We start from the raw sequence: 24,560 nt of genomic DNA, 5'->3' as shown, positions 1-24,560 counted from the left end.
CGCACCATGGCTGCCCTGTTGTCCGAACCCCAATGGGCCGCCGCCGCGCAGGCGCTGGTGGACGGCTGCATCGACCTGCCGGGCGACGAGGACCGCGTGGCGCTGCTGGCGGCCGTGGCGCAGGGCCTGGGCGACGAGCTCTATCCGGCCTTCATCCGGCTGCTGTGGCTGGTGGGCCGGCAGGGCGACCATGCCGCCAAGGCGGCGGTGGCGCGCGCGCTGGTGCATGCGCTGCGCACGGGCCGGCTGCCCAGCGGGCGGCGCAGCGCCTGGGGCGCGGGCGCGCCCGGCGCCGAGGCGGCGGCCTGGGGCCGCACGCGCCAGCTGGGACCGCTGGAATACCTGTGCGCCTGGCATGCGCAGACCGAGCCGGCCTGCGCGCTGAGCGCGGCGCAGTTCCACGTCGCGGCGCGCGCGCTGATGGACCTCATCGCCTGCTGCCCCGAGGCGCGGCTGCTGTACTGCGAGAAGCTGCTGGCCGACGCGGGCGACCCCATCGGCGGGGCGCTGTCGCGTGCCACGCGCGAGGCGCTGCGCGCGCTGGCGCTGGCCTGGAGCCAGGGCGCGGACTCCTTCGACGCCAGCGCCCGCTTCCTGTGCGCCTTGCAGCAGCCCCGGGCCGATGTGCTGGCGGCGATGGCCGGGCGCTGAGGACGATCAAGACCATGGCAAGGGTTTGCCCGTACAACGCACCGGCGCGGCGTGCCGTTGCTGCACGTCAGGACCTTGGAGGGAGTGGCAGCACCATGGTGCCTGTCGCCAAGATGGGGAGAAGCGCGGGAGGCGCACCGCGGGTCGCCGGCAGGCATTGGTCTGCTGGCGGCCCGCGGTAGCGGCCTTGGGCGGTTCGCGGGCGCGCGCGCTTGGTGCGCCGCAGTGCGGGGAAAGCCTTTGGCGGTTGGCCGTGAGCCGCCCTGGTTACCTTTCGTCATCCCCGCGGAGGCGCCCACCCTTGGTGAGCGCCCAGGTGGTCCCACGCCAGAGCGCCAGAGCTGATGTAGGCATCACGACGCTACAAATCCTTGGCACCCACCCCAATCGACTGGCTTACGGGCAGCTTGGGGACCGCCTGGGTTCCCGCCTTCGCGGGAATGACGCAGTGGTGAGCGGACCGCATCAGCTGGCCGCCAACAACCGGCAACTTCCCCCGGACAGCAGCCACCGCCAAAACAAGGCCCGCTTGCGCGGGCCTGAAAGAACGTTTGCAGCGTCGGCCCGCGGCCCACGCCGGCAAGCGGAGGCTCAACGCCGATGGAACAGGTCGGCCCAGTCGAAGCGGACGTGGTCCAGCCCCGGGCCACCGTGGTTGTGGTCGTGGCCCGGTCCGCCGTCCAGGCGGTCGTTGCCGCGCCCGCCGTCGAGGTGGTCGCGGCCGGGACCGCCATGCAGCCGGTCGTTGCCGGAGCCGCCCTTGAGGTGGTCGTTGCCGCGTCCGCCGTCGATGTGGTCGTTGCCGGGGCCGCCGTGCAGCCGGTCGTTGCCGCGCCCGCCGTCGATGTAGTCGTTGCCGCGTCCGCCATCGATGTGGTCGTTGCCGCGGCCACCGCGCAGATCGTCGTTGCCGCGGCCCCCGTCGATGTAGTCATTGCCCCTGCCGCCGCGGATGCAGTCGTTGCCCTTGCCGCCGAGCAGGATGTCGTTGCCGCTGCCGCCATCGATCCTGTCGTTGCCGCCGCGACCGGCGATGAGGTCGTTGCCGCTGCCGCCCTTGAGGTTGTCGTTGCCGCCGCCGCCGATCAGCACGTCGTTGCCGCTGCCGCCGTTGGCGCTGATGTTGGCCTTGACGTCCTTGTCCACCACCAGCACGTCGTTGCCGGCGCCGAGGTTGAACTGGGTGTTCTCCAGCTGCTGCTTGGTCATGAGCTGCGTCTGGCCGTTGACGTTGACCTCGTACAGGCCCAGGGCCCCGAGCAGGCCGTCGGCCTTGGAGATGTGAACGGTGTCGTCGCCCGAGGTGCCGTTGACGACGTGGTTGGGCGAGGGCGGCATGCAGCCGCCGGGACCGATGGTGTTCATGGTGCGCTCCTTTGCTGGACTGGGGTGCTGCGGACCGGGAATTCGGTGCCGCTGTCCGTATTCAAGACGTCCAGCCCTTTGCCGCACAGTCGGGACGCTCGGCAGCTAGGCACGCTCCCAATGCTGGTGCGGTGCGCACCGGCTTGAAGCGGTCGCGGGCGCAACCGTCCTCTCACGGTGCGCCGGCTCATGCCGGCCAGACGCCGTGGCCCGTCTTGGTGCGCAAGGCACCAGCAGCGTGCTTGACGGGCATCAACCAGGTGCGGCCTTGAGGCGATGTCCTTATGGCGGCCTCTGGAGGCTTGTGGCACGCGCATTGCGAAACAAGATGCAACTTCTCTTTGGGCGACATCCTTTCCATGAATTACGACGACTGCTTGCCGCACATGCGGGATGTCGTGAGCTGTGAAGCCTCCTTGCGCGACATCAGCCTGATGTGGCGGCTGATCGAAGCCACGGCGCGGATGAGCTGCCCGGACGGCACGCAGGGGCTGCTGTCGATGCTGGCGGCCACGCGCGAAGGCTTCGAGGCGCTGGAGCGCGACCTCATTGCCAGCTTCGCGCGCCAGAAGGTGGCCAACCTGATGGTGGAGGTGGGCACGCCCGCGCGCCACGCCATCGATGCCCTGGTGCGCAACCTCTACGAGCGCACGGCCGACGTGGGCTTCCTGGCCACCGACCGCGCGCTGCGCGAGTTCCTGGCCGGCGAGGGCATGGACAGGGCACAGGCCACCGAGCGGCTGCGCGCCTACCGCGAGAAGTACACCGTGTACGACACCATCGCGCTGCTCGGCCCGGACGGCCACGTGCAGGCCGCCGCGGGCTGTGCCGAGGGGCTCAAGCGCTGCGAGGACACCTTCGTGGCGCGCACGCTGGCGACGGACGGCTACGTGGAAACCTTCGGGCCGACGGCGCTGGAGCCCGGCGGCGCCTCGGCGCTGGTGTATTCGCAGCGCATGCTGCATCCGCTCAGCGGCCAGCCCGTGGGCGTGCTGTGCCTGGTGTTCGGCTTCAGCACCGAGATGGCGGGCATCTTCGCCTCGCGCCACACGCGCAACGGCCGCGCCAACCTGGTGGTGCTCGACGGCGACGACCGCATCATCGCCAGCGCCGAGCCGGCCTGGATGCCGGTGGGCGTGCAGGTGCCCACCAACACCGGCGAGGAAGTGGCGCTGCGCACCTGGGCCGGGCGCAAGTACCTGGTGCAGACCTTCCTGGCCCAGGGCTTCCAGGGCTACCCCGGCCCGCCGGGGTGGAAGACGCAGACCATGGTGCCGCTGGACCTGGCCTTCAGCACCGCGCGCGCGGGCGTGGTCGACACCCTGGAGGAGCCGGTGGTGGACGGGCTGCTGGGGCACTCGGCCAGCTTCTGCCCGCCGCTGCACGACATCATCGTGGCCGCCGACGCCGTGCGCCGCGTGGTGTGGAACGGGCAGGTCATGGCGCCGACGCAGCACCGCGACGAGCGCGCGCTGCGTACCGTGCTGGAGCAGATCACCAGCAACGGCTCGCGCAGCGACGCGCTGTTCACGCGCTCGATCCACGAGCTGTGCGACACCGCGCTGGCCTCGCGCCTGAGCGACGCGCGCTTCACGGCGCAGTGGCTGGTGGAGCTGCTGGACCGCAACCTGTACGAGCGCGCCAATGACTGTCGCTGGTGGGCACTGGCGCCCGAGCTCGGCGCCTGCCTGGCCGCGCCCGACAGCCGGCAGCTGGCCGACGAGGCCTCGCGCGTGCTCAAGCACATCAACTCGCTCTACACCGTCTACACGCGGCTGGTGGTGTACGACCGCGGCGGGCGCATCGTGGCCGCCAGCCATGCGATGGACGGCCATGGCAGCAGCGTCGTGGGCACCCGCATCGAAGGCGACACGCTGGAGGCAGTGCTGGGCCTGCGCGACGGGCAGCAGTACCACGTCACGCCGCTGCGCCCCAGTGCGCTCTACGGCGGGCGGCCCACCTGGGTCTACCACGCCGCGATCCGCGACCCCGGTGACGTCCGCGTGCTGGGCGGCATCGGCATCGTCTTCGACACCGCTCCGCAGCTCGAAGCGATGCTGCACGGCGCGCTGGCGGGCCGCGCCGACGAGCTCGCCGCCTTCATCGACCGCGAGGGCCGCATCGTCTGCGCCAACGATCCCAGGCTGGCGGCGCTGGGCCGGCTCGAAGGCCTGCCGCCGGAGATGCTGCAGCTCGGCCGCGGGCAGGGCGGGGCGCGCATCGTGGTGCGCGATGGGCAGTACATGGTGCTGGGCGTGGCCGCCTCGCCCGGCTACCGCGAGTTCAAGCTGTGCGACGGCTACGGCGACGAGGTGCTGGCGGTGACGCTGCAGCCGCTGGGCCCGGTGCAGGAGGGCCGCGCCGCGGCGCGCCGGCGCACGCAGCTGGTGCCGCCGACCGCGGGCCGCGGCGAGCCGGGCATGGAGTACGCCACCTTCTGCCTGGGCGACGAGATGTTCGCGGTGCGCGCGGATCAGGTGGTGGAGGCGCAGCCCGCGTCGCAGGTGCACCGGCTGCCCTCGGCGGGCCGCACGCACCGCGTGGGCATGCTGGCGCTGCGCCGCGACGGGGTGGTGCTGCGCCACGTGTCGGTGTTCGACCTGGATGCGCTGCTGGGCGGGCCCGGCACCGACCTGGCCGCGGGCGGGCAGGTGGTGGTGCTGCGCAGCGAGCAGTTCGAGCTGGGCCTGCTGGTGAGCGACCTGCACGGCGTGTGGACCTTCCCGGCCTCGCAGGCGCAGCAGGCGCCCTGGAGCGGCGACGCGCACCCGCCGCTGGTGACGCAGCTGCTCACGGCCGACGAGGGCCGCCAGCTCATCCAGGTGCTGGACGTGCAGCGCTTGCGCGATTGGCTCAGCGGCCGCCCGCTGCTGCGCCGGCCCGACGCGGAGCCGGCGCCGCGGCTGATGGCGGTGGGGTGAGGGCCGCGTCCGCTGCGGGGCCCCGCATGGCGCGCCCCGCCCATCGGCCGGCCGCCCCTCTCATTCCACTTCTGGCTTCTGAGTGAAGTCATCCCGTTCGTCCTGAGGTATCGAAGGATGAACGGCCCCTGCCGCGGTGCCACCGTCGCCGCCTGTCGGATTCGTACTTCGATACCTCAGTACGAACGGGTCATTTCACGACCAAAGTGGAATCGGTATCAGGCCTCCACCGCCTCTTCGTGCTGCACCGCGCAATACGGCAGCCGCACGCCGAAGCGGCTGCCGTGCTCCGGGCGGCTGTGCACGCTGATGCTGCCGTGCATCGACTCGACCAGGCTCCTGGACAGCACCAGCCCGATGCCGGTGCCCTCGGTGCGGCTGCGCTCGCGCCCCAGGCGGTTGAAGGGCTGGAACAGCTGCGCCAGCTGCTGCTCGTCCATGCCCAGCCCGTCGTCCTCCACCACCAGCTCCACCTCCTCGCCCACGCGGTGCGCGCGCAGGTGGACCTGGCCGCCGGGGCGGTTGTACTTGATGGCGTTGGACACCAGGTTCTGCACCACCTGGCGCAGCCGCGTGGCGTCGGCGCGCGCGCCCAGCGCCGGCGGCAGCGGCGCCAGATGCAGCGCCACCTGCTCGCGCCGGGCCAGGCCTTCCAGGTCGCGCAGCGCGGCGTCGAGCAGCCCGCCCAGCGGTACCGTGCCGATCTGCAGCTCCAGCGCGCCGCTCTCGATGCGCGAGATGTCCAGCAGGTCGTTGACCAGCGCCAGCAGGTGCTGGCCGGCGCTGTCGATGTACTGCAGCCACTCGCGCTGCAGCGGCTCCAGCGCCGTGCGCTGCGCCAGCAGCTCGCTGAAGCCCAGGATGGCATTGAGCGGGGTGCGCAGCTCGTGGCTGACGCGGGCCATGAACAGCGACTTCTGCCGGTTGGCCGCTTCCGACAGCGCCTGCGCGGCGCGTGCCTGCTCGGCCTCGATCTGGCTGCGGTGCGCCTGCTGCAGCTGGTCGAGCAGGGCGTTGAGGCGCTGGTTGAGCATGTCGATCTCGCGCGTCTGCGCGCGCGGCAGGCGCAGCCCCTGCTCGGCGTCGGGGCGCTGGTCGTTCTGCATGCGCGCGGCGGCGGCCACCAGCGTGTCGAGGTCGCGCGTGAGGCGGCGCGCGAAGAAGCGCCCCGTCGCCGTGGCCAGGACCAGCGTCACCCCGAGCACGCCCAGCGCCAGGATCAGGGCGTCGTCGCGCAGCGGCGGCGCTTCCTGCGCGCTGGCCTTGCGGCGCACGCCCAGGCTCAGCGCGGCCAGGCGCGGCGTGGCCGGGATGGCCGCCACCGGCCGCTCCGGATCTTCGTGCGCCTGGGCCGGCGCGACGATCTCGTAGCGCGCATCGGGCACCAGCTCGGCCAGGGGCAGCCGTGCCACCAGCGCGCCCTTGGGCCCGGCCGTGCGCGCCTGGCGCACCAGCGTGACGAAGCCCAGCTCGGCCTGCTCGCCCGTGCCGAACAGCGCCACCGCCGCCTCGTCCCGCTGCACCGCCTGGGCCAGCCAGTGGCGCTGCGCGGCGTCGAAGCGGCTGTCCCGCGTCGTGGCAATGGGGTTGCCCTCGAAGTCGGTGAGCATCACCGCCACCGGCGTGCCGCCGATGTGGTCGAGCTGCTGCAGGTAGGGCTGCAGGTACAGCTCCTTGCCGGCGCTGTCCACCAGCGCCGTGGCGATGAGGCTGCTGGCCGCGGCCTGCTCCATGCGCTCGTGCAAGGCATCGAGCCGGTCGGCGATGCGGCGCGCCTGCTCCGACAGCAGCTGCAGCGTCAGCGCCTGCTGCGCGCGGACCTGCTGCCGGTGCAGCAGGACGCCCGCGCCCAGCCCCAGCATCAGCACCGTGCCCAGCGCCACCAGCACCGCCGCGGCGGTGATGCGCGTGGCCAGGCTGGGCTGTGTGGTGGGCGGATTCATGCCTGGTGGCGCCCCTTGGCCGGCGGTGGCGCGTCCGCCGGCAGCCGCGCGGCGATCCGCTCCGGGCGCCCGATGCCAGGGCGCCGCTGTGCCGCACGGCTGTTCCACGGGCCGGGTGCTGCGCCGATGCCGATGGCGCAGGCGCCACCGTCCGCGGCGCGCTCGGACGACAGTGCTCCCGCGCCGGGCAGCGGCATGGCGGCCAGGGCGGCGGGCGGGCGGGGACGGGGTATGTCCATGGTGCTTTGAAGGTTTATTGTGCACCGCAGCACAAGCCCTCGGACAAGGGGTCCGACAAGCCCAGTGAGAAAATCCGCCCCATGAATGCCCCGCAATCGCTGACCTTCACCCGCCCCGACGACTGGCACCTGCACGTGCGCGACGGCACGGCGCTGCAATCGGTCGTGCCGCACACGGCGCGCCAGTTCGGCCGCGCCATCGTCATGCCCAACCTGCGCCCGCCCGTGACCACGGCCGCGCAGGCCCGGGCCTACCGCGAGCGCATCCTCGCCGCCGTGCCCGCGGGCGTGGAATTCGAGCCGCTGATGACGCTGTACCTCACCGACCGGCTGCCGCCCGAGGAGATCCGCCGCGCCAAGGACGCCGGCGTGGTCGCCGTCAAGCTGTACCCGGCCGGCGCCACCACCAACAGCGACGCGGGCGTCACCGACATCAAGCTCACCTATCCCACGCTGGAGGCGCTGCAGCGCGAGGGCCTGAAGCTGCTGGTGCACGGCGAGGTCACCAACGCCGACATCGACCTCTTCGACCGCGAGGCGGTGTTCATCGACCGCGTGCTCATTCCGCTGCGCCGCGACTTCCCCGAGCTCAAGATCGTCTTCGAGCACATCACCACGCGCGAGGCGGCGCAGTACGTGGCCCAGGCCGACGCCCACACCGCCGCCACCATCACCGCGCACCACCTGCTCTACAACCGCAACGCCATCTTCACCGGCGGCATCCGCCCGCATTACTACTGCCTGCCGGTGCTCAAGCGCGAGGAGCACCGCCAGGCCCTGGTGCAGGCGGCCACGTCGGGCAGCAACAAGTTCTTCCTGGGCACGGACAGCGCCCCGCATGCGGCACACCTCAAGGAGCACGCCAGCGGTTGCGCCGGCTGCTACACGGCACTGTCGGCGCTGGAGCTCTACGCCCAGGCCTTCGAGGCCGCCGGTGCGCTGGACAAGCTGGAGGCCTTCGCCAGCTTCCACGGCCCGGACTTCTACGGCCTGCCGCGCAACCGCGGCACCGTGACGCTGGTGCGCGAGGACTGGACCCTGCCCGAGACCGTGCCCTTCGGCGACGCCACGCTCAAGCCGCTGTGCGCCGGGGAAGTGCTGCATTGGAAGCTGGCCTGAGAGCCGTTGCCCGTCGCGCGTGATTTCGATCTCAGGCTGGTCGGCAAAAGCGCAATGTGGTTCGGGAAAAGCGGTGCCTGACGGCAGCCCGGAGGCCGAGAAGCAACGTTTTCTGCCTCGTCATTCCCGCGCAGGCGGGAGCCCAGGCGGTCCGCAAGCTGACCGTGAGCTGCTTGGGCAGCACGTCCAGGTTTCTGGGCATCGTGACGCCTACGTTGACTCTCGCGCTCCGATGTGGGACCGCCTGGGTCCCCGCCTGCGCGGGGATGACGACGTGGTTGGCGACGCGGGTCAGCCCAATCTGATCGGCCAAGCCGCATGACCGCCCCCCGCCACTCACGCCTGCCCGTGGCGCGCCTGCCGCTGCGCGAGGCATTCAGCAGCATCGACTGGGCGCGCCCCTGGCTGGCGCCGTACCGCGTGCACGGCGAGGCCGCCTGCGCCGCGGTGCTGGGCGGGGCGACGGTGGCGCAGGCGCTCAATGCCCTGGCGGCGCGGCAGCCGCTGCAACTCGCCGCCGGCACGCTGCGGTTCGTGCCCCAGGCCGAGCTGCCCGCCGGGCAGGCGTATGAGAGCTTCATCTTCCGCACCGCGGGCGTGCCCACGCGCGACCACCTGCACGACTTCTTCAACGGGCTGGTGTGGCTGGCCGAGCCGGCACTGAAGAAGCAGCTCAACGAGGTGCATGCCCAGGTGCTGGCCGCCGAGGGCGTGCAGCCGCAACGCAGCCCGGCGCGCAACGCGCTGACGCTGGCCGACGAGAGCGGCGCGCTGCTGGAGGCCCCGTCGGACGCCGTCGAACTGCTGCGTGCGCGGCGCTGGCACGAGCTGCTGGTGAGGCAGCGCGCGCGCTGGCTGCCGGGCGGGGACATCCGGCTGCGCCTCATCGGCCATGCGCTGATGGAGCAGCTGGTGCAGCCCTACAAGGGCATCACGGCCCATGTCTGGCCGGGTGTCTCGGCGCAGGCGCTGGCCGCGGGCGTGTCGGCTCTGCAGCCGCGGCCCTTCCTGCCGCTGCCGGTGCTGGGCGTGCCGGCGTGGTGGCCGGCCAATGCCGAGGCCGCGTTCTACGACGATGCCGCGGTGTTCAGGCCGCTGCCGCCGCCGTCGTCGTCACCCTCGGACGCCAGCTCGGTGCGGCCGCGGCCCAGCAGCTTGGCGCGGTAGAGCGCGCGGTCGGCGCGGGCAATGAGGCGGTCCATGTCGTCGCCCGGCGCGGCCTGGGCCACCCCGGCGGAAAAGGCGTAGTGCAGCGCGCCTTGGTGCAACGCCAGCGGCTGCAGCGCCTGGCGCAGCCGCTGCGTCACCTCCCGCGCCTGCTCCTGGCGCACGCCGGGCAGCAGCAGCAGGAACTCCTCGCCGCCCAGGCGCCCGAACAGGTCGCGCCCGCGCAGCCGGGCCCGCGCCTGGCCGGCGAAGGCGCGCAGCACCGCGTCGCCCACGTCGTGGCCGTGGCGGTCGTTGATCTGCTTGAAGTGGTCCAGGTCGATCAGTGCCACGCTGCAGGCCTGCCCGGCCGCGGCGCAGCGCGAGAGCGTGGCCGCGCCGAACTCGAACACGTGGCGCCGGTTGGGCGCGCCGGTGAGCATGTCGGTGCGGGCCTCGGTCTCGGCCTGGGCACGGGCCTCGCGCAGCCGAAGCTCGCCGCGCTTGAGCGGCGTGATGTCGGTGGCCACGCACAGCAGCCAGCCCTCGGGCAGCAGCGTCTCGGCCATGCGCCACCAGCGCCCGTCGAGGGTGTCCACCTCGATGGCGCGAAAGGGCTGCTGCCGGCGCCGCGGCAAGATGTCGCTGAGAAAGGCCTCGATGTCGCCGCAGTCGATGCGCACGCCGATGCCGCGGCGGAAATCGTGGCGCAGCAGCTCGGCAAAGGGCAGCGGCAGCGTCAGGCCGTCCAGGAAGCGCTGCGCGTAGGCGTCGTTGCACCAGCACAGGCGGTCCTGCGCGTCGTACAGCGCCACCAGCAGCTCGGAGGCCGAGAGCGTGGCCAGCAGCGCGCCGGCCACGGCCGGCGGCATCCCGGCGACTGGAGCCGCGGCGGCGGTGCGGCGGTAAAGCTTCTTTCTCTTCAAGACAACGCGGCCGGAAGGAGCGGGGAGGGAACGCCGGCCCGCAGGCCGCGGGGCCAGGCCGGCGGGCCGCGAGCTTACTCGGTCGGCAGGAAGCCCTCGATGGAGAGGTAGCGCTCGCCGGTGTCGTAGTTGAAGCCCAGGACGCGGCTGCCTGAGGACAGCTCGGGCAGCTTCTGCGCGATGGCGCTGAGCGTGGCGCCGCTGGAGATGCCCACCAGCACGCCTTCCTCGCGCGCGCAGCGGCGCGCCATCTCGCGCGCGGCCTCGGCCTCGACCAGGATCACGCCATCGAGCAGCTCGGTCTTGAGGTTGTTGGGCACGAAGCCGGCGCCGATGCCCTGGATCGGGTGCGGCGCGGGCTGCCCGCCGCTGATCACCGGCGAGGCGCTGGGCTCCACCGCGAACACCTTCAGGTTTGGCCACTTCTGCTTGAGCACCTGGGCGCAGCCGCTGATGTGGCCGCCGGTGCCCACGCCGGTGATGAGCACGTCCAGGCCTTCGGGGAAGTCGGCCAGGATCTCCTGCGCCGTGGTGCGTGCGTGCACCTCGATGTTGGCCGGGTTGTCGAACTGTTGCGGCATCCAGCTCCCCGGCGTGGCGGCGATGAGTTCCTGGGCGCGGGCGATGGCACCCTTCATGCCCTTTTCGCGCGGCGTGAGCTCGAACTTGGCGCCGTAGGCCAGCATCAGGCGGCGGCGCTCGACGCTCATGCTGTCGGGCATGACCAGGATCAGCTGGTAGCCCTTGACCGCGGCCACCATGGCCAGGCCGATGCCGGTGTTGCCCGAGGTGGGCTCGATGATGGTGCCGCCGGGCTTGAGCAGCCCGTCGCGTTCGGCCGCCTCGACCATGGACAGCGCGATGCGGTCCTTGACGGAGCCACCCGGGTTGCTGCGCTCGGACTTGATCCACACCTCCGCGGCGCCGAAGAGGCGCTGCATGCGGATGTGCGGCGTGTTGCCGATGGTGTCGAGGATGGTGTTGGCCTTCACTGGAGGTCTCCGTTGCCGGGGCGGCGATAATGTCAGGGTGAAGCAGGCCAGACCGCCGCTGGTGCACCACGCCGCAAGGCGGCACTGGAGGAAGGTCCGGACTGCACAGGGCAGCGTAGCAGCTAACGGCTGTCCACCGCGAGGTGAGGATCAGAGCAACAGAGACGAGTCCATGAGCTTCGGCTCATGGGGTGAAACGGGCAATCTCTACGCGCAGCAACACCAAATAGGCCGGCGATGATGTGGCTCCGCGGAGCCGGCGGGTAGGTGGCATCGAGCCGTGCGAGCGATCCACGGCCCAGAGGAATGGCGGTCACGGCCGACGCGCCCGCAAGGGCGCCGAGGCCGCACAGAATCCGGCCCATCGGCCTGCTTCACAACACACACTGGACTCCCGTCCGCCGCGAGGCGCGACGGGAGTTTTCATTTCAGGCGGCCTTCGGTCGTCCGGATTGTTTCCCCACGACTCCCGGTCGGCTCACTGGGTGGCAATCGGTGGGGAAAGCGTTGCCTGGGAGGGGACAATTCTCAGGTGCCGGTGTCCATGAGGTGCGGGATCTCCGCCGCCAGCTCGCGCGCCAGGAAGCCCAGGCCGCCGACGCGGGCGGCGAGCTGCTCGCCCGCGCGTGCGTGCAGCGCCACGCCCCACACCGCCGCCTGCTCCAGCGGCGCGCCGCGCGCCACCAGCCCGGCGATCAGCCCGGCCAGGATGTCGCCCGAGCCCGAGGTCGCCAGGCCCGGGTTGCCGCCGTCGTGGACCCAGAGCCGCCCGTCGGGCGCGGCGATGTGCGTGGTGGCGCCCTTGAGCACCACCACGGCATGGAAGCGCCGGGCCGCGTCCTGGGCCACGCGCGCCGAGTCGGACCGCACCTCGTCCTTGGAGTCGCCGCACAGGTTCGCCATCTCGCCCGCGTGCGGCGTGATCAGCAGTCCGCCCTCGCGCGGGCCCACCTGTGGCGCCGCGCACAGCGCCAGCGCGTCCAGCAGCAGCGGCAATCCGGGTGGCAAGTGCTGCAGCAAGGTCTGCACGAGCAGCGGCGCGGCGGCCTCGTCCTGCAGCCCCGGGCCGATGAGCAGGGCATTGGTGCGCGCGGCCAGCGGCTTGAGCAGCAGCGCGCCGGCGGCGTCGATGCCGCCGCCGGCGGTCTCGGGCAGGCCGATCACGCGCGCCTCGGGCAGCGCCATGGCCATGGCCAGCGCCATGCGCTGCACCGTGGCCACGCTCAGCTTGCCCGCGCCGGCGCGCAGCGCCGCGGTGCCGGCCAGCAGCACGGCGCCAGGGATCTCGGCGCTGCCGCCCACCACCATGGTGCGGCCGCGCTGCTCCTTGTCGTCATGCGCGGACGGCTTCGGTAGCGCCCAGCCGCGCAGCAGATCGTCGTCAACGGGTATCGGGTCCATGGCTCCTCCTCGGCTCGTTGGGGTTCTGGGTGTGAAGGGCGCCCGGCGCTGCGCCGCCGGGCCGGGCCAGGGGGTCAGGACTTGGGCGCGGCCGGCACGTCGGGCTCGGCCGTGACCGGGGCGCCGGCCTGGCGCAGCGGCGACACGAAGTTGAGCTGGCGCAGCACCAGCCGCCCGCGCTTGCCGGCGCTGGGGTCGAAGGCGTAGCTGGTCACGCCGCAGTTGGGCACGTCGGCCTGGCGGTCCACCTCCAGGATCTGCGCCTCGTCCATGCGCTCCAGCAGGTAGCGCAGGCAGTTGACCACCACCTGGTGCGCCACGATCAGCACGCGCTCGCGCCGGTATTCGCGCACCACCATCTCCACCATGCTGCGCAGGCGCAGGATCACGTCGCACCAGCTCTCGCCGCCGGGCGGGCGGAAGTAGAACTTGCCGACATGGCGGCGCTGCTCGCTGAGCTCCGGGTATTTCAGGCGGATGCCGTGGCGGGTGAGGCGGTCCAGCAGCCCGAACTCCTTCTCGCGCAGCCGCTCGTCCACCACCCAGGTCACGCCGTCGCGGTCGATGCCCGCGGCCTCCAGCACCAGGTGCGCCGTCTGGCGCGCGCGCACGTAAGGCGAGCACAGCACCACGTTGGGCTGCTCTTCGGGCGGCAGCGTGCCGAACCAGTCGCCCAGCGCCTGCGCCTGATGGCGGCCCAGGTCCGACAGCGGCACGTCCACGTCGCGCTCGGCGATGTCGATCAGCGGCAGCCCGGCGGACTCGGCAAGGTCGCGCGCGACGTTGCCGGCGCTCTGGCCGTGACGCACGACCCACAGCAGGTCAGGCCATTTCTGTTCCAAGGTCGTTCCCGGGGCGTTCAAGGCGGCGGCGCAGGCTAAGGTTGGGATGGGAAGCCAAGGCCGGCCCGCTGGGGCCGGACCGACCCGGCAGCGGCCGGCCCATGGCCGGTGGGATAGGGGCCAAGCCGGGACCGGCGGAGGCGGCGGAAGGCGAGGCGGCGGGAGACGTCCGGCAGCGTCGGGCCCTCGCTCGGGGAGCAGGGCCGGGGCCGGCTCGGCTGTGCGCAGCGCGCCTGTCGCGGCTTGGCAGACCTCTTCGGCAACCGCTGTGCCTGCACCCCCGCTCAGCCGGGCAGGCCCAGCACGCGGTGCATGGCGGCGGCGGCAATGGCGGCGCCGCCGGTGGCCACCGTGATCTGGTTCAGGCTCTGCGCCACGTCGCCCGCGGCGTACAGGCCCTCGATGCTGGTCTGCTGGCGCGCGTCGGTGACGAGGTAGCCGTCCTCGTCGTGCTCCGCGCCCAGCGCGGTGGCCAGCACCGAGTGCACGCGCAGGCCCAGCGCGCCGTAGAGCGAATCGTGTTCGTCGCTGCCGCTGTCGTACTCCACGCGTGCGCCGCCGCCCTCGCGCAGGCGCAGCGCACGCACCGGCGCGGGCTGCATGCCGATGCCCTGGGCGGCCAGGCGCCGGCGGTCCTCCTCGGTGACCTCTACGGGCTGCGTGAAGTAGACGGTGAGGCGGTCGGTGAAATGGCGCAGGTACAGCGCCTCGCGCACGCCGCGGGGGCCGTCGGTGACGATGCCCACTGAGCAGCCGATGACCTCGAAGCCGTCGCACACCGGGCAGTAGCGCAGCACGCCCTCGCGCACGGCCTCGGCCAGGTGCGGCATGGCGGGCTCGTTGTCGCTGGCGCCGGTGGCCAGCAGCACCAGGCGGCTGCGCAGCGGCTCGCCGCCGTCGTCGGGGTGCAGCGCGAAGCCGCCCTCGATGCGCTGCAGCCGCTGCACGTGGGTGTTCTGCACCCGTGCGCCGTAGCGCTCGGCCTGGGCGCGCATGGCGGCCACCAGCTCCGCGCCCACCACGCCCTGCGGGTAGCCGGGCATGTTGTGGCTGCGCGGGATCTTCACGGCGCGGCTGCAGCCGGCGTCGAGCACGCGCACGCTGCGCTTGAAGCGGGCCAGGTAGATGGCGCCGGTGAGCCCGGCCGGGCCGCCGCCGACGACGGCGACCTCGCAGTCAAAGGGTTCCTCTGGGGAAGTCATGGCGGCCTCCGGGCCATCGCCTGCCGCCGTGGCGGCGGCGTCGGCCCGCGCAAGAAAGTGGAAGGAGAAAGGGGCGGCAGGGCGGGCGTGCCGCGCGCAGGCCGTGCATCGGGCGGCGGCCGGCCCGGGTGGCCGGCCGCCGCGCCCGCGTCACGCGCCGCCGATGCCCACGTTGACGCGGCCCGTGCCGCCGCAGTCCGGGCAGGCGCTGGCGCCCTGCTTGCCGCTGCCGCCGCAGCGCGGGCACACGTCCTCGCCGGTGCCGGGCGTGCCCGGGGGCGCCTGGTCGCCCGGATTCATCGAGGCCTGCGCGTTGGGGTCCGGGGCTTCGCGGCCGCCGGCGGGCTGGTCACTGGAGGGAGGAACGGCACTCATCGGCATCTCCTGGGTTGGGGTGTGGGCCTTGCCGGCAAGCGTCGTTCCCCGGCCCTGCGCCGGGAATGAGGCTTGCCGCCGACGCGCGCATGGACATGGACCGGCGCCGCTGCAGGCGGCTGTTGCTCAGTGGCGGCCTGGCCTGGCTGGTGGGGGGCGCCACGCTGCCGCGTGCCCAGACCGAGGCGGCGCAGCCGACGCTGAAGCTGCCGCTGCCCGCGCCGGGCAGCGCCGAGGAAGGCGTGCCGGGCGGCTCGGTGCAGTTCATCGGCACGGCCACCGTGGTGCTGCGCCTGGGGCCCTTCACGCTGCTGACCGATCCGAACTTCCTGCACCGCGGCGACCATGCGCACCTGGGCTACGGCATCCACACGCCGCGGCTGACCGAGCCGGCGCTCGGCATCGAGCAGCTGCCGCCGCTGGACGCGGTGCTGCTGTCGCACTACCACGGCGACCATTTCGACCAGGTGGCCGAGCAGAAGCTCGACAAGCTGCTGCCCATCATCAGCACGCCGCACGCGGTGCGGCAGCTGGCCGAGCGGGGTTTCAGGTCGCTGCACGGGCTCCACACCTGGCAGGCCATCGAGCTGGAGAAGGGCGCAGCGCGGCTGCGCATCACGGCGCTGCCGGCGCGCCATGGCCCGCCGGTGCTGTACGCGGCGCTGCCGGAAACCATGGGCAGCCTGGTGGAGCTGCTGGCGCCGGGCGGCGCGCCGGCGTGGCGGCTCTACATCAGCGGCGACACGCTGGTCTACGACGAGCTGGCCGAGATCCCGCGCCGCTTTCCGGACATCGACCTGGCGCTGCTGCACCTGGGCGGCACGCGGCTGTTCGGCGTGCTGCTGACCATGGACGCGCAGCAAGGCGTGCAGGCGCTGCAGCTGATCCAGCCGCGGCGCGCCATCCCCATCCACAACGACGATTACCCGGTGTTCAAGTCCTCGCTGGAGGAGTTCCTGGCCGCGGCGCGCGCGGCCGGGCTGCAGGACAAGGTGCAGGTGCTGCGCCCGGGCGAGCGCTACAGCTTCACGGTGCCGGCCCAGCGCTGGCGCTGACGGCGCCGCATCCGCGCGCCACCCGGCCGCCGCCCCGGCGGCCGCGGCGACAATCGCCGCCCGCGCGTCACCGCTTGTCGGCGGCCTGGGGGTCGTCCTTGGACGACTGGGGCTTTGGCTGTGCGTCGCCGCCTTGCGTCGGCGGGCAGGCGCCGGGCTGCAGGGTCCAGTCGTGGCTGTCCTTGTCGGTGGAGATCTTGCGGTCGGCGTGCATGGCGGCGCTGGGCGAGATCGGGTCGCTGGCGGGGAAGGTTTCGTCCACCGCCTCGTCGAGCAGTTCCTGGTAGGTGGGCACCTTTTCCTCGGGCTGCTGGGCCTGGCCTTCGAGCCGCTTGGCCTCCTGCTGCTGGCTGTGGGCGTCCTTCATGGGGTCCTCCTGAAGCAATAAGTCCTTCAGAAAAGGCGGCAAGCCCCGTTCCCGATGCGCCGGGAAGATAAAGCGCCGTGAATTTCTCGAAAACCCCGTCGGCATCTCAGCATTCACTTTCAGTGGGGGGCGCAAGTCCTTATTTCTGCAGCACTTTTTTACTCTCAAACCAGATTCAAATCCACGCCTAACCTGTTGATTTCATTGAATTTTTTGCGCCGCAAAAGTTGACCGGGGTGTCCCGCTCCGGTACAGTGGAGAAAAGTGGTTGGAAGTGGGGTGTTGTGGCTGGTCATGTCTTTCAAGGTCCTGCGGCGCTGACGCTGGACGGTAAGGGGCGTCTTACCGTCCCGGCCCGTCATCGCGATGCGCTCATGGACCTGTCGGGCGGCCAGCTCACCCTCACCAAGAGTCCGGCGGGTTGCCTGTTCATGTTTCCGCGCCCGGCGTGGGAACAGTTCCGCGACAAGTTGCTGGGGCTGCCGATGGCGGCCGACGGCTGGCGTCGCGTGTTCCTGGGCAACGCGCTGGATGTGGACATGGACAGCGCCTCACGTGTGTTGGTGGCGCCGGAGCTGCGCGAGGCCGCCGGGCTGGTGCGCGACGTGATGCTCATCGGCATGGGCTCGCGTCTGGAGCTGTGGGACCGCGCGCGCCTGGCGGCGCACGAGGCGCAGGTCATGAGCTCTGAAATGCCGGCTGCGATCCAGGATTTCGTCGCGTGATGCGCACCTCTCTCCCCGGGCAGCACCAGACGGTGCTGCTGCATGAAACCGTGGACGCCGTGTTCGGCGCGCCCGATGGCACCTACGTGGACGGCACCTTCGGCCGTGGCGGGCACTCGCGGCTGCTGCTGCAGCGGCTGGGCCCGAACGGGCGGCTGATCGCGCTGGACCGCGACCCCGAGGCGCTGGCCGCGGCCACGCGCGGCGGCACCGCCATCGACGACCCGCGCTTTTCCATCCACCACGCCAACTTCGGCGCGATGGCCGAGGCCCTGGCCGCGCTGGGGGTGGAACGCGTGGACGGCGTGCTGCTGGACATCGGCGTGTCCTCGCCCCAGATCGACACGCCCGAACGCGGCTTCAGCTTCCGTTTCGACGGCCCGCTCGACATGCGCATGGACCCCACGCGCGGCGAGAGCGCGGCCGATTTCCTGGCCCGTGCCGACGAGCGCCAGATAGCCCAGGTGATACGCGACTATGGTGAAGAACGGTTTGCTGTCCAGATTGCAAAGGCGGTTGTGGCTCGCCGAACAGGCGGCCAGCCCGTGCAGCGCACCGCCGAGCTGTCCGACCTCGTGGCTCGTGCGGTCAAGACCCGCGAGCCGGGCCAGGACCCAGCCACGCGCACCTTTCAAGCTCTTCGGATTCACGTCAACGGCGAGCTCCAGGAGCTGGAGCAGGGCCTGAGCGCGGCGCTGGCGCTGCTGGCCCCGGGCGGGCGGCTGGCCGTGATCAGCTTCCACTCGCTGGAGGACCGCATCGTCAAGACCTTCATGGCGCGCGAGAGCCGCGCCGAGGTGGACCGGCGCGCGCCCTTCGCGCCGCCGGCGCCCTCGCGGCTGCGGCTGCTGGGGCGCATCCGCCCCTCCGAGGCCGAGGTGGCGGCCAACCCGCGCGCGCGCTCGGCGGTGCTGCGCGTGGCCGAGCGCACCGAGGTGCCGTTCGGGGCCGGCGTGCAGCCGGGCGCGGCGCGCGGCGCGCGCGCCCAGGCCGGCGGGAGGGGGCGATGACGCGGCTCAACGTGCTGCTGCTGATCGCGCTGGTGGGCAGCTGCATGTACCTGGTGAAGATCGCCTACGAGGGCCGCCAGCTCTACACGGCCCTGGACCGCGCGCGCAACGAGGAGCGGCTGCTGGAGCGCGACTTCAAGCGGCTGCAGGCCGAGCGCGAGGCGCAGGCCACTTCGGGGCGCGTGGAGAAGGTCGCGCGCGAGCGGCTGGCCATGCGCACCGCCACGCCGGCCGTCACGTTTTACGTCGACGCCGCGGCGTCGGAGGCGCAGCGATGAGCGCCTTGCGACCCGGCTCCCGCGGCGCCGCCGTGAGCGTGCGCAGCGTCAACTACGCCACCAGCCCGCTGCTGGCCTCCAAGACGCCGCCCTGGCGCTCGCGGCTGCTGGTGGCGCTGGTGGGCATCGGCTTCACCGCGCTGTTCGGGCGCGCGGCCTACGTGCAGGTCATCAACACGGACTTCTTCCAGCAGCAGGGCGAGAAGCGCTACGTCCACACGCTGCAGATGCCCGCCAGCCGCGGGCGCATCCTCGACCGCAACGGCGCGCTGCTGGCCACCAGCGTGGCCGCGCCCTCGGTGTGGGCCATTCCCAAGGACTTCGAGGCCGACGCCGCGCACAAGGCCGAGTTGGCCAAGCTGCTGGGCATGAGCCTGGCCGAGCTGGACAAGCGGCTGTCGGACAACCCGAACTTCGTGTGGCTGCGCCGCCAGGTCGAGGACGAGACCTGGACCGCCGTCAAGGCGCTCAATCTCAAGGGCGTGCACCAGGTCTCGGAGTTCAAGCGCCGCTACCCCGAGGGCGAGGCCGCCGCGCACGTGGTGGGCTTCACCGGCGTGGAGCAGACCGGGCAGGAGGGCATCGAGCTGGCCTTCCAGCGCGAGCTCCAGGGCAAGGACGGCTCGCGCGAGGTGGTCAAGGACCGGCTCGGCCGCGTCATCGAGGACAAGGGCCAGCAGGTGGACCCGGTCAACGGGCGCGACATCGCGCTGTCCATCGACGCCAAGGTGCAGTTCTTCGCCTACCAGCGCATCCGTGACGCGGTGGCCGAGCACAAGGCCAAGGCCGGCAGCGTGGTGGTGATCGACGTGCAGACCGGCGAGGTGCTGGCGCTGGCCAACTATCCCAGCTACGACCCGGGCGACCGCGGCAAGCTCAGCGGCAACCAGCTGCGCAACCGCGCGCTCACCGACACCTTCGAGCCCGGCTCGACGATGAAGCCCTTCATCGCCGCGCAGATGCTGGAAACCGGCCGCGTGAGGGTGGACACGCCCGTCGTCACCGCCGCGGGCAGCCTGGTCATCGGCGGCAGCACCATCCGCGACGCCCACTCGCACCCGGTGCTCACGGTGGCCGAGGTGATCCAGAAGTCCAGCAACGTCGGCGCGGCGCGGCTGGCGATGCAGATGCCGCCGCGCGAGATGTGGGAGCTGTATTCGAACCTGGGCTTCGGCCACAAGCCGCAGCTCAAGTTCCCCGGCGCCGTCACCGGGCGGCTGCGCCCGTGGAAGAGCTGGAAGCCCATCGAGCAGGCCACCATGTCTTACGGCTACGGCCTGTCGGCCTCGCTGCTGCAGATCGCGCAGGCCTACACCGCCTTCGCGCGCGACGGCGAGGTGGTGCCGGTGTCGATGTTCAGGCAGGACGCGCCGCCGCCGGGCACGCGCGTGTTCAAGCCCGAGACCGCGCAGCAGGTGCGCAAGATGCTGCAGATGGCCGCGGGCCCGGGCGGCACCGGCCCGCTGGCGCAGACCATCGGCTACTCGGTGGGCGGCAAGAGCGGCACCGCGCACAAGCAGGAAGGACGCGGTTACGCGAGCAACAAGTACCGCTCCTGGTTCGTGGGCCTGGCGCCCATCGACAAGCCGCGCGTGATCGTGGCCGTGATGGTCGATGAGCCCAGCAACGGCAAGTATTTCGGCGGCCTGGTGGCCGCGCCCGTGTTCAGCCAGGTGGTACAGCAGACGCTGCGGCTGAAGAACGTGGAGCCGGACCTGGAGGTCAAGCCCCAGATCGTCACCAAGGCCGTGCCGGCCGAGCCGGAGAGCTTCTGATGGGCGCGGCATTGAAGCATCGGGCCCGGGTGCCCGTGATGGTTTGTGGCAAGGCGGCGCCGTGCCGGGTTCGAGAGGGGGAGGGAGCATGGCTTTGAGCCGCCTGGAGGATGCGGCCGCGGCCGCGCAGTGGCTGCGCGGGCGCGCCACCGGCACGCTGCGCAGCGACAGCCGCCTGGTGCGGCCCGGCGACGCGTTCATGGCCTGGCCTGGCGCCGCGCACGACGCGCGTCGCTTCGTGGCCGGCGCGCTGGCTGCCGGGGCCAGCGCCTGCCTGGTGGCCAGCGAGGGCGTGGAGGCTTTCGGCTTCGACGATCCGCGCGTGGCCGCGCTGCCCCGGCTCAAGGCGGCCGCCGGGCTCGTGGCCGACGCCTTCTTCGGCGCGCCCAGCACGGCGCTGGAGCTGGTGGCCAGCACCGGCACCAACGGCAAGACCTCCACGAGCTGGTGGACGGCGCAGGCGCTCACGGCGCTGTCGCGGCGCTGCGGGCTGGTGGGCACGCTGGGCATCGGCGAGCCGCCGCGCGCCGGCACCCAGGGCGGCGGCGCCATCGAGTTCACCGGGCTGACCACGCCCGATCCGGTCAGCTTCCACGCCGCGCTGCGCCGCTTCGCCGACGCCGGCTTCAAGGCCTGCGCGCTGGAGGCCTCCTCCATCGGCCTGGTGGAGCAGCGCCTGGCGGGTGCGCGCATCGACGTGGCGCTGTTCACCAACTTCACGCGCGACCATCTCGACTTCCACGGCGACATGGCGGGCTACTGGGCCGCCAAGCGCGGGCTGTTCGACTGGCCGGGGCTGCGCGCGGCCGTGATCAACATCGACGACGCGCAGGGCGCGGCGCTGGCGCGCGAGCTGGCCGGGCGCAACGATCTGGACGTCTGGACCTACTCCATCCACCAGCCCGCGCGGCTGCGCGCCGAGCACCTGCGCTACGAGGCCGGCGGGCTGGCCTTCGAGCTGGCCGAGCCGGGCGGCGCCACGCAGCCCGTGCGCAGCCGCCTCATCGGCGACTACAACGCCAGCAACCTGCTGGCGGTGCTGGGCGGCTTGCGCGCGCTGGGCGTGGCAGCGGCCGAGGCCGCGGCGGTGGTGCCGCTGCTCACGCCGGTGCCCGGGCGCATGCAGCAGGTGGGCGGCGGCCCCGGCGACCCGGAGGTGGTGGTGGACTACGCCCACACGCCCGATGCGCTGGAGAAGGCGCTCACGGCGCTGCGCCCGCTGGCGCGCGCGCGCGGCGGGCGGCTGTGGTGCGTGTTCGGTTGCGGAGGCGACCGCGATCCCACCAAGCGGCCCTTGATGGGCGCCATCGCACAAGAACTTGCAGATGCCGTCGTGTTGACAAGCGACAATCCACGGTCCGAGCCGCCGGGGGCCATCCTGGCGCAGATCGCAGCCGGGCTGCCCTCGGGCACCCAGGCCGCGATCGTCGAGGACCGGCGCAAGGCCATTCTCGACGCGGTGCGCTCGGCCGACCCTGCCGACGTGCTGCTCATCGCCGGCAAGGGACACGAGGACTACCAGGACATTGGCGGCCGGAAGCTGCCCTTCTCCGATATCGACGAGGCGCTGAACGCGTTGCAGACGCGAAAGGCGCAGCCATGACTCACTCGACTCAAAACCCATTGACCCTGGCGGCCCGGCGTGGCCGCCCTCTGGCATTGAGCGGCCTCCGCGGGGGGCGCGCATGACGATGCTGACCTTGCGCCAGGTGCAGGCGCTGCTGCCGGGCTCCACCCTGGCGGGTGCGCCCGAAACGGCGCTGGCGCGCGTGCACACCGACACCCGCACGCTGCAGCCGGGCGACCTGTTCGTCGCGCTGCGCGGCGAGCGCTTCGACGGCCATGACCACCTGGGCGCGGCCCGGGCGGCCGGTGCCGCCGCCGCCATCGCCCAGCACGGGCTGGACGAGGCCGGGCTGCCGGGCCTGCAGGTGCCCGATACCCTGGCGGCGCTGCAGGCGCTGGCCGCGGGCTGGCGCGCGCGCTTCGAGGCGCTGCCGCTGATCGCCGTCACCGGCAGCAACGGCAAGACCACCGTCACCCAGATGACGGCTTCCATCCTGCGCGCCTGGCTCGCCGACGCGGCGCTGGCCACCGCGGGCAATTTCAACAACCACATCGGGCTGCCGCTGACGCTGCTGCGCCTGCGTCCTCAGCACCGCGCCGCGGTGGTGGAACTGGGCATGAACCATCCCGGCGAGATCGCCGAGCTGGCGCGGCTGGCGCGGCCGACGGTGGCGCTGGTCAACAACGCGCAGCGCGAGCACCAGGAATTCATGGCCACGGTGGAAGCGGTGGCGCGCGAGAACGGCAGCGTGCTCCAGGCGCTGGACGCGCAGGGCTGCGCTGTGTTCCCTGCCGACGACGCCTTCACGCCCTTGTGGGCGGCGCTGGCCGGCGGCCGGCGCGTGCTGCGCTTCGGGCCGGGCGGCGAGGTGGACGGGCAGGCGCAATGGCTCGCTGACCACTGGTCGCTGGCGCTGGACACGCCCATGGGCTCGGCGCGGCTCGTGCTGCGCATGCCCGGCGCGCACAACGTGCGCAACGCGCTGGCGGCGGCCGCCTGCGCGCTGGCCGCGGGCGCGCCGCTGGCGGCGGTGGTGCAGGGCCTGGAGGCCTTCGTGCCGGTGGCCGGGCGCTCGCAGCTCAAGGCGCTGCAGCGCGGCGGGCGCGAGCTCACGCTGGTGGACGACAGCTACAACGCCAATCCCGATTCCGTGCGCGCGGCCATCGAGCTGCTGGCCACGCTGCCGGCGCCGCGGCTGCTGGTGCTGGGCGACATGGGCGAGGTCGGCGACCAGGGCCCGGCCTTCCACGCCGAGGTCGGCGCGCTGGCGGCGCGGCGCGGCATCGAGCATTTCTATTGCGCGGGCAACCTCTGCGCGCACGCGGCCCGGGCCTATGGCGCCGGGGCGCGCCACTTCGCCACGGTCGATGAGCTGATGGCGGCGCTGCCTTCGGTGGGCGACTTCGCCTCGGTGCTGGTGAAGGGTTCGCGCTTCATGCGCATGGAGCGCGTGCTGCCGCTGCTGGGGGAGACGCGCTGATGCTGCTGCTCCTGACGCAATGGCTCGCCGAGCTCTACCCCGAGCGCCTGGGCTTCCTGCGCGTGTTCCAGTACCTGACGCTGCGCTCGCTGCTGGCGGCCATGACGGCGCTGCTCATCGGCATCGGCTTCGGCCCGCTGGTGATCCGCAAGCTCGCCGAGCTCAAGATCGGCCAGCCCATCCGCGAGTACGGCGTTGCCGCGCACATGGTCAAGAGCGGCACGCCGACCATGGGCGGCGTGCTCATCCTGCTGGGCATCGCCGTGTCCACGCTGCTGTGGTTCGACTGGGCCAACCGCTTCGTGTGGATCGTGATGATCGTCACCTTCGGCTTCGGTGCCATCGGCTGGGTCGATGACTGGCGCAAGGTCGTGCACAAGAACCCGGAAGGCATGCGCTCGCGCGAGAAGTACTTCTGGCAGTCGATCATCGGGCTGGTGGCGGCCATCTACCTGGCCTTCAGCGTGAGCGAGACCTCGGCGCTGCGCGTGATCGAGCTGTTCGCGCGCTGGGTGCAGAGCGGCTTCTCCAACGACCTGCCGCCCAAGGCCGACCTGATCGTGCCTTTCTTCAAGACCATCAGCTACCCGCTGGGCGTGTTCGGCTTCATCGCGCTGACCTACGTGGTGATCGTGGGCAGCTCCAACGCGGTGAACCTCACCGACGGCCTGGACGGGCTGGCGATCATGCCGGTGGTGATGGTGGGCGCCTCGCTGGGCGTGTTCGCCTACGTCACCGGCAGCGCGGTGTACAGCCGCTACCTGCTGTTCCCCTACATCCCCGGTGCGGGCGAGCTGCTGGTGTTCACCTCGGCCATGGCCGGCGCGGGGCTGGCCTTCCTGTGGTTCAACGCGCACCCGGCCGAGGTGTTCATGGGCGACGTGGGCGCGCTGGCGCTGGGCGGCGCGCTGGGCACCATCGCCGTGATCACGCGCCAGGAGATCGTGCTGGCGGTCATGGGCGGCGTGTTCGTGGTGGAGGCGCTGTCGGTGATGGCGCAGGTGACCTGGTTCAAGTACACGAAGAAGCGCTACGGCGTGGGCCGGCGCATCTTCCTGATGGCGCCGCTGCACCACCACTTCGAGAAATCCGGCTGGAAGGAGACGCAGGTCGTCATCCGTTTCTGGATCATCACCATGCTGCTGTGCCTGCTGGGGCTGGCCACGCTGAAGCTGCGTTGA

At 72.1% G+C, this 24,560-nt stretch carries 22 protein-coding genes and 1 other RNA gene; 13 read left to right on the top strand and 10 right to left on the bottom strand.

Annotated features, from left to right (window positions below; all coding sequences use genetic code 11):
- Window positions 1-6 precede the first annotated feature (6 nt).
- The gene (locus HHL10_RS26355) at window positions 7-651 is read left to right on the top strand and encodes a hypothetical protein (RefSeq protein WP_169163390.1); all 645 of its coding nucleotides are present in this window, start codon (window positions 7-9) and stop codon (window positions 649-651) included.
- 591 nt (window positions 652-1,242) lie between these two features.
- Here the strand turns inward: HHL10_RS26355 and HHL10_RS26350 are convergent.
- A complete protein-coding gene (locus tag HHL10_RS26350) occupies window positions 1,243-2,016 on the bottom strand; it encodes a calcium-binding protein (protein WP_169163389.1) in 774 nt (257 codons plus the stop codon).
- Window positions 2,017-2,375: 359 nt separating this feature from the next.
- On the opposite strand from HHL10_RS26350, the gene HHL10_RS26345 reads away from it, so the two are divergent.
- Entirely contained in the window at window positions 2,376-4,937 is a 2,562-nt protein-coding gene (locus tag HHL10_RS26345) for a chemotaxis protein CheW (RefSeq protein ID WP_169163388.1), read from the top strand.
- A 218-nt stretch (window positions 4,938-5,155) separates the two neighbouring features.
- Here HHL10_RS26345 and HHL10_RS26340 read toward each other — a convergent pair whose 3' ends face one another.
- Window positions 5,156-6,880, bottom strand: a complete 1,725-nt coding sequence (locus tag HHL10_RS26340) for a sensor histidine kinase (RefSeq protein ID WP_169163387.1) — start codon at window positions 6,878-6,880, stop codon at window positions 5,156-5,158.
- Complete coding sequence (locus HHL10_RS26335; protein ID WP_169163386.1) at window positions 6,877-7,119, bottom strand: hypothetical protein; 243 nt, start codon at window positions 7,117-7,119, stop codon at window positions 6,877-6,879. Before HHL10_RS26335 ends, HHL10_RS26340 begins: the two co-directional genes overlap by 4 nt.
- Before the next feature lie 81 nt (window positions 7,120-7,200).
- Here HHL10_RS26335 and pyrC point away from each other — a divergent pair, with 81 nt between their 5' ends.
- Complete coding sequence (gene pyrC, locus HHL10_RS26330; RefSeq protein WP_169163385.1) at window positions 7,201-8,238, top strand: dihydroorotase; 1,038 nt, start codon at window positions 7,201-7,203, stop codon at window positions 8,236-8,238.
- A 318-nt stretch (window positions 8,239-8,556) separates the two neighbouring features.
- A complete protein-coding gene (locus HHL10_RS26325; RefSeq protein WP_169163384.1) occupies window positions 8,557-9,405 on the top strand; it encodes a DUF3025 domain-containing protein in 849 nt (282 codons plus the stop codon).
- Here the strand turns inward: HHL10_RS26325 and HHL10_RS26320 are convergent.
- Together HHL10_RS26320 and cysK are read right to left on the bottom strand one after the other, a co-directional pair.
- The gene (locus tag HHL10_RS26320) at window positions 9,306-10,310 is read right to left on the bottom strand and encodes a GGDEF domain-containing protein (RefSeq protein ID WP_169163383.1); all 1,005 of its coding nucleotides are present in this window, start codon (window positions 10,308-10,310) and stop codon (window positions 9,306-9,308) included. The genes HHL10_RS26325 and HHL10_RS26320 overlap by 100 nt on opposite strands.
- Window positions 10,311-10,384: 74 nt before the next feature.
- Entirely contained in the window at window positions 10,385-11,302 is a 918-nt protein-coding gene (cysK, locus tag HHL10_RS26315; protein WP_169163382.1) for a cysteine synthase A, read from the bottom strand.
- 39 nt (window positions 11,303-11,341) lie between these two features.
- On the opposite strand from cysK, the gene rnpB reads away from it, so the two are divergent.
- Window positions 11,342-11,682, top strand: an RNA gene (rnpB, locus tag HHL10_RS26310) — RNase P RNA component class A.
- 148 nt (window positions 11,683-11,830) lie between these two features.
- Here the strand turns inward: rnpB and HHL10_RS26305 are convergent.
- The 4 genes from HHL10_RS26305 to HHL10_RS26290 form a co-directional block, all read right to left on the bottom strand.
- Complete coding sequence (locus HHL10_RS26305) at window positions 11,831-12,703, bottom strand: NAD(P)H-hydrate dehydratase (RefSeq protein ID WP_169163381.1); 873 nt, start codon at window positions 12,701-12,703, stop codon at window positions 11,831-11,833.
- 74 nt (window positions 12,704-12,777) lie between these two features.
- A complete protein-coding gene (locus HHL10_RS26300) occupies window positions 12,778-13,545 on the bottom strand; it encodes a histidine phosphatase family protein (protein WP_169163380.1) in 768 nt (255 codons plus the stop codon).
- Between the two features lie 284 nt (window positions 13,546-13,829).
- Entirely contained in the window at window positions 13,830-14,747 is a 918-nt protein-coding gene (locus tag HHL10_RS26295) for an NAD(P)/FAD-dependent oxidoreductase (protein ID WP_169163379.1), read from the bottom strand.
- 150 nt (window positions 14,748-14,897) lie between these two features.
- The gene (locus HHL10_RS26290; RefSeq protein WP_169163362.1) at window positions 14,898-15,122 is read right to left on the bottom strand and encodes a hypothetical protein; all 225 of its coding nucleotides are present in this window, start codon (window positions 15,120-15,122) and stop codon (window positions 14,898-14,900) included.
- A gap of 65 nt (window positions 15,123-15,187) precedes the next feature.
- Here HHL10_RS26290 and HHL10_RS26285 point away from each other — a divergent pair, with 65 nt between their 5' ends.
- Window positions 15,188-16,177, top strand: a complete 990-nt coding sequence (locus HHL10_RS26285) for an MBL fold metallo-hydrolase (RefSeq protein ID WP_205833228.1) — start codon at window positions 15,188-15,190, stop codon at window positions 16,175-16,177.
- Between the two features lie 67 nt (window positions 16,178-16,244).
- On the opposite strand, the gene HHL10_RS26280 is transcribed toward HHL10_RS26285, so the two are convergent.
- Window positions 16,245-16,544 carry a hypothetical protein gene (locus HHL10_RS26280; protein WP_169163378.1) on the bottom strand — a complete coding sequence of 100 codons (300 nt, stop codon included), beginning with the start codon at window positions 16,542-16,544 and terminating at the stop codon, window positions 16,245-16,247.
- Window positions 16,545-16,828: 284 nt separating this feature from the next.
- On the opposite strand from HHL10_RS26280, the gene HHL10_RS26275 reads away from it, so the two are divergent.
- The 7 genes from HHL10_RS26275 (at window position 16,829) to mraY (ending at window position 24,560) form a co-directional block, all read left to right on the top strand.
- Entirely contained in the window at window positions 16,829-17,269 is a 441-nt protein-coding gene (locus HHL10_RS26275; protein ID WP_169163418.1) for a division/cell wall cluster transcriptional repressor MraZ, read from the top strand.
- Window positions 17,269-18,279, top strand: coding sequence for a 16S rRNA (cytosine(1402)-N(4))-methyltransferase RsmH (gene rsmH / locus HHL10_RS26270; RefSeq protein WP_169163377.1), 1,011 nt, complete (start codon window positions 17,269-17,271; stop codon window positions 18,277-18,279). Before HHL10_RS26275 ends, rsmH begins: the two co-directional genes overlap by 1 nt.
- Window positions 18,276-18,557 carry a cell division protein FtsL gene (ftsL, locus tag HHL10_RS26265; protein ID WP_169163376.1) on the top strand — a complete coding sequence of 94 codons (282 nt, stop codon included), beginning with the start codon at window positions 18,276-18,278 and terminating at the stop codon, window positions 18,555-18,557. The genes rsmH and ftsL overlap by 4 nt, the downstream gene beginning before the upstream one ends.
- Window positions 18,554-20,332, top strand: a complete 1,779-nt coding sequence (locus HHL10_RS26260; RefSeq protein ID WP_205833226.1) for a peptidoglycan D,D-transpeptidase FtsI family protein — start codon at window positions 18,554-18,556, stop codon at window positions 20,330-20,332. Before ftsL ends, HHL10_RS26260 begins: the two co-directional genes overlap by 4 nt.
- Window positions 20,333-20,420: 88 nt before the next feature.
- Window positions 20,421-21,935: a UDP-N-acetylmuramoyl-L-alanyl-D-glutamate--2,6-diaminopimelate ligase gene (locus HHL10_RS26255; protein ID WP_169163375.1), complete on the top strand. Its 1,515-nt coding sequence runs from the start codon at window positions 20,421-20,423 to the stop codon at window positions 21,933-21,935.
- An 82-nt stretch (window positions 21,936-22,017) separates the two neighbouring features.
- A complete protein-coding gene (locus HHL10_RS26250; protein WP_169163374.1) occupies window positions 22,018-23,379 on the top strand; it encodes a UDP-N-acetylmuramoyl-tripeptide--D-alanyl-D-alanine ligase in 1,362 nt (453 codons plus the stop codon).
- The gene (gene mraY / locus HHL10_RS26245) at window positions 23,379-24,560 is read left to right on the top strand and encodes a phospho-N-acetylmuramoyl-pentapeptide-transferase (protein ID WP_169163373.1); all 1,182 of its coding nucleotides are present in this window, start codon (window positions 23,379-23,381) and stop codon (window positions 24,558-24,560) included. Before HHL10_RS26250 ends, mraY begins: the two co-directional genes overlap by 1 nt.

This window comes from Azohydromonas caseinilytica (assembly GCF_012927045.1).
In the GTDB taxonomy this organism is placed as follows: Bacteria; Pseudomonadota; Gammaproteobacteria; order Burkholderiales; family Burkholderiaceae_C; genus Azohydromonas; species Azohydromonas caseinilytica.
This window is presented reverse-complemented; position numbering and strand designations above follow the sequence as displayed.

Coding starts and splice junctions, on each gene's coding strand:
- HHL10_RS26355 (WP_169163390.1), top strand. CDS start 7: ATGGCTGCCCTGTTGTCCGAACCCCAATGGGCCGCCGCCGCGCAGGCG.
- HHL10_RS26350 (WP_169163389.1), bottom strand. CDS start 2,016: ATGAACACCATCGGTCCCGGCGGCTGCATGCCGCCCTCGCCCAACCAC.
- HHL10_RS26345 (WP_169163388.1), top strand. CDS start 2,376: ATGAATTACGACGACTGCTTGCCGCACATGCGGGATGTCGTGAGCTGT.
- HHL10_RS26340 (WP_169163387.1), bottom strand. CDS start 6,880: ATGAATCCGCCCACCACACAGCCCAGCCTGGCCACGCGCATCACCGCC.
- HHL10_RS26335 (WP_169163386.1), bottom strand. CDS start 7,119: ATGGACATACCCCGTCCCCGCCCGCCCGCCGCCCTGGCCGCCATGCCG.
- pyrC (WP_169163385.1), top strand. CDS start 7,201: ATGAATGCCCCGCAATCGCTGACCTTCACCCGCCCCGACGACTGGCAC.
- HHL10_RS26325 (WP_169163384.1), top strand. CDS start 8,557: ATGACCGCCCCCCGCCACTCACGCCTGCCCGTGGCGCGCCTGCCGCTG.
- HHL10_RS26305 (WP_169163381.1), bottom strand. CDS start 12,703: ATGGACCCGATACCCGTTGACGACGATCTGCTGCGCGGCTGGGCGCTA.
- HHL10_RS26295 (WP_169163379.1), bottom strand. CDS start 14,747: ATGACTTCCCCAGAGGAACCCTTTGACTGCGAGGTCGCCGTCGTCGGC.
- HHL10_RS26290 (WP_169163362.1), bottom strand. CDS start 15,122: ATGAGTGCCGTTCCTCCCTCCAGTGACCAGCCCGCCGGCGGCCGCGAA.
- HHL10_RS26285 (WP_205833228.1), top strand. CDS start 15,188: ATGAGGCTTGCCGCCGACGCGCGCATGGACATGGACCGGCGCCGCTGC.
- HHL10_RS26280 (WP_169163378.1), bottom strand. CDS start 16,544: ATGAAGGACGCCCACAGCCAGCAGCAGGAGGCCAAGCGGCTCGAAGGC.
- rsmH (WP_169163377.1), top strand. CDS start 17,269: ATGCGCACCTCTCTCCCCGGGCAGCACCAGACGGTGCTGCTGCATGAA.
- ftsL (WP_169163376.1), top strand. CDS start 18,276: ATGACGCGGCTCAACGTGCTGCTGCTGATCGCGCTGGTGGGCAGCTGC.
- HHL10_RS26260 (WP_205833226.1), top strand. CDS start 18,554: ATGAGCGCCTTGCGACCCGGCTCCCGCGGCGCCGCCGTGAGCGTGCGC.
- HHL10_RS26255 (WP_169163375.1), top strand. CDS start 20,421: ATGGCTTTGAGCCGCCTGGAGGATGCGGCCGCGGCCGCGCAGTGGCTG.
- HHL10_RS26250 (WP_169163374.1), top strand. CDS start 22,018: ATGACGATGCTGACCTTGCGCCAGGTGCAGGCGCTGCTGCCGGGCTCC.
- mraY (WP_169163373.1), top strand. CDS start 23,379: ATGCTGCTGCTCCTGACGCAATGGCTCGCCGAGCTCTACCCCGAGCGC.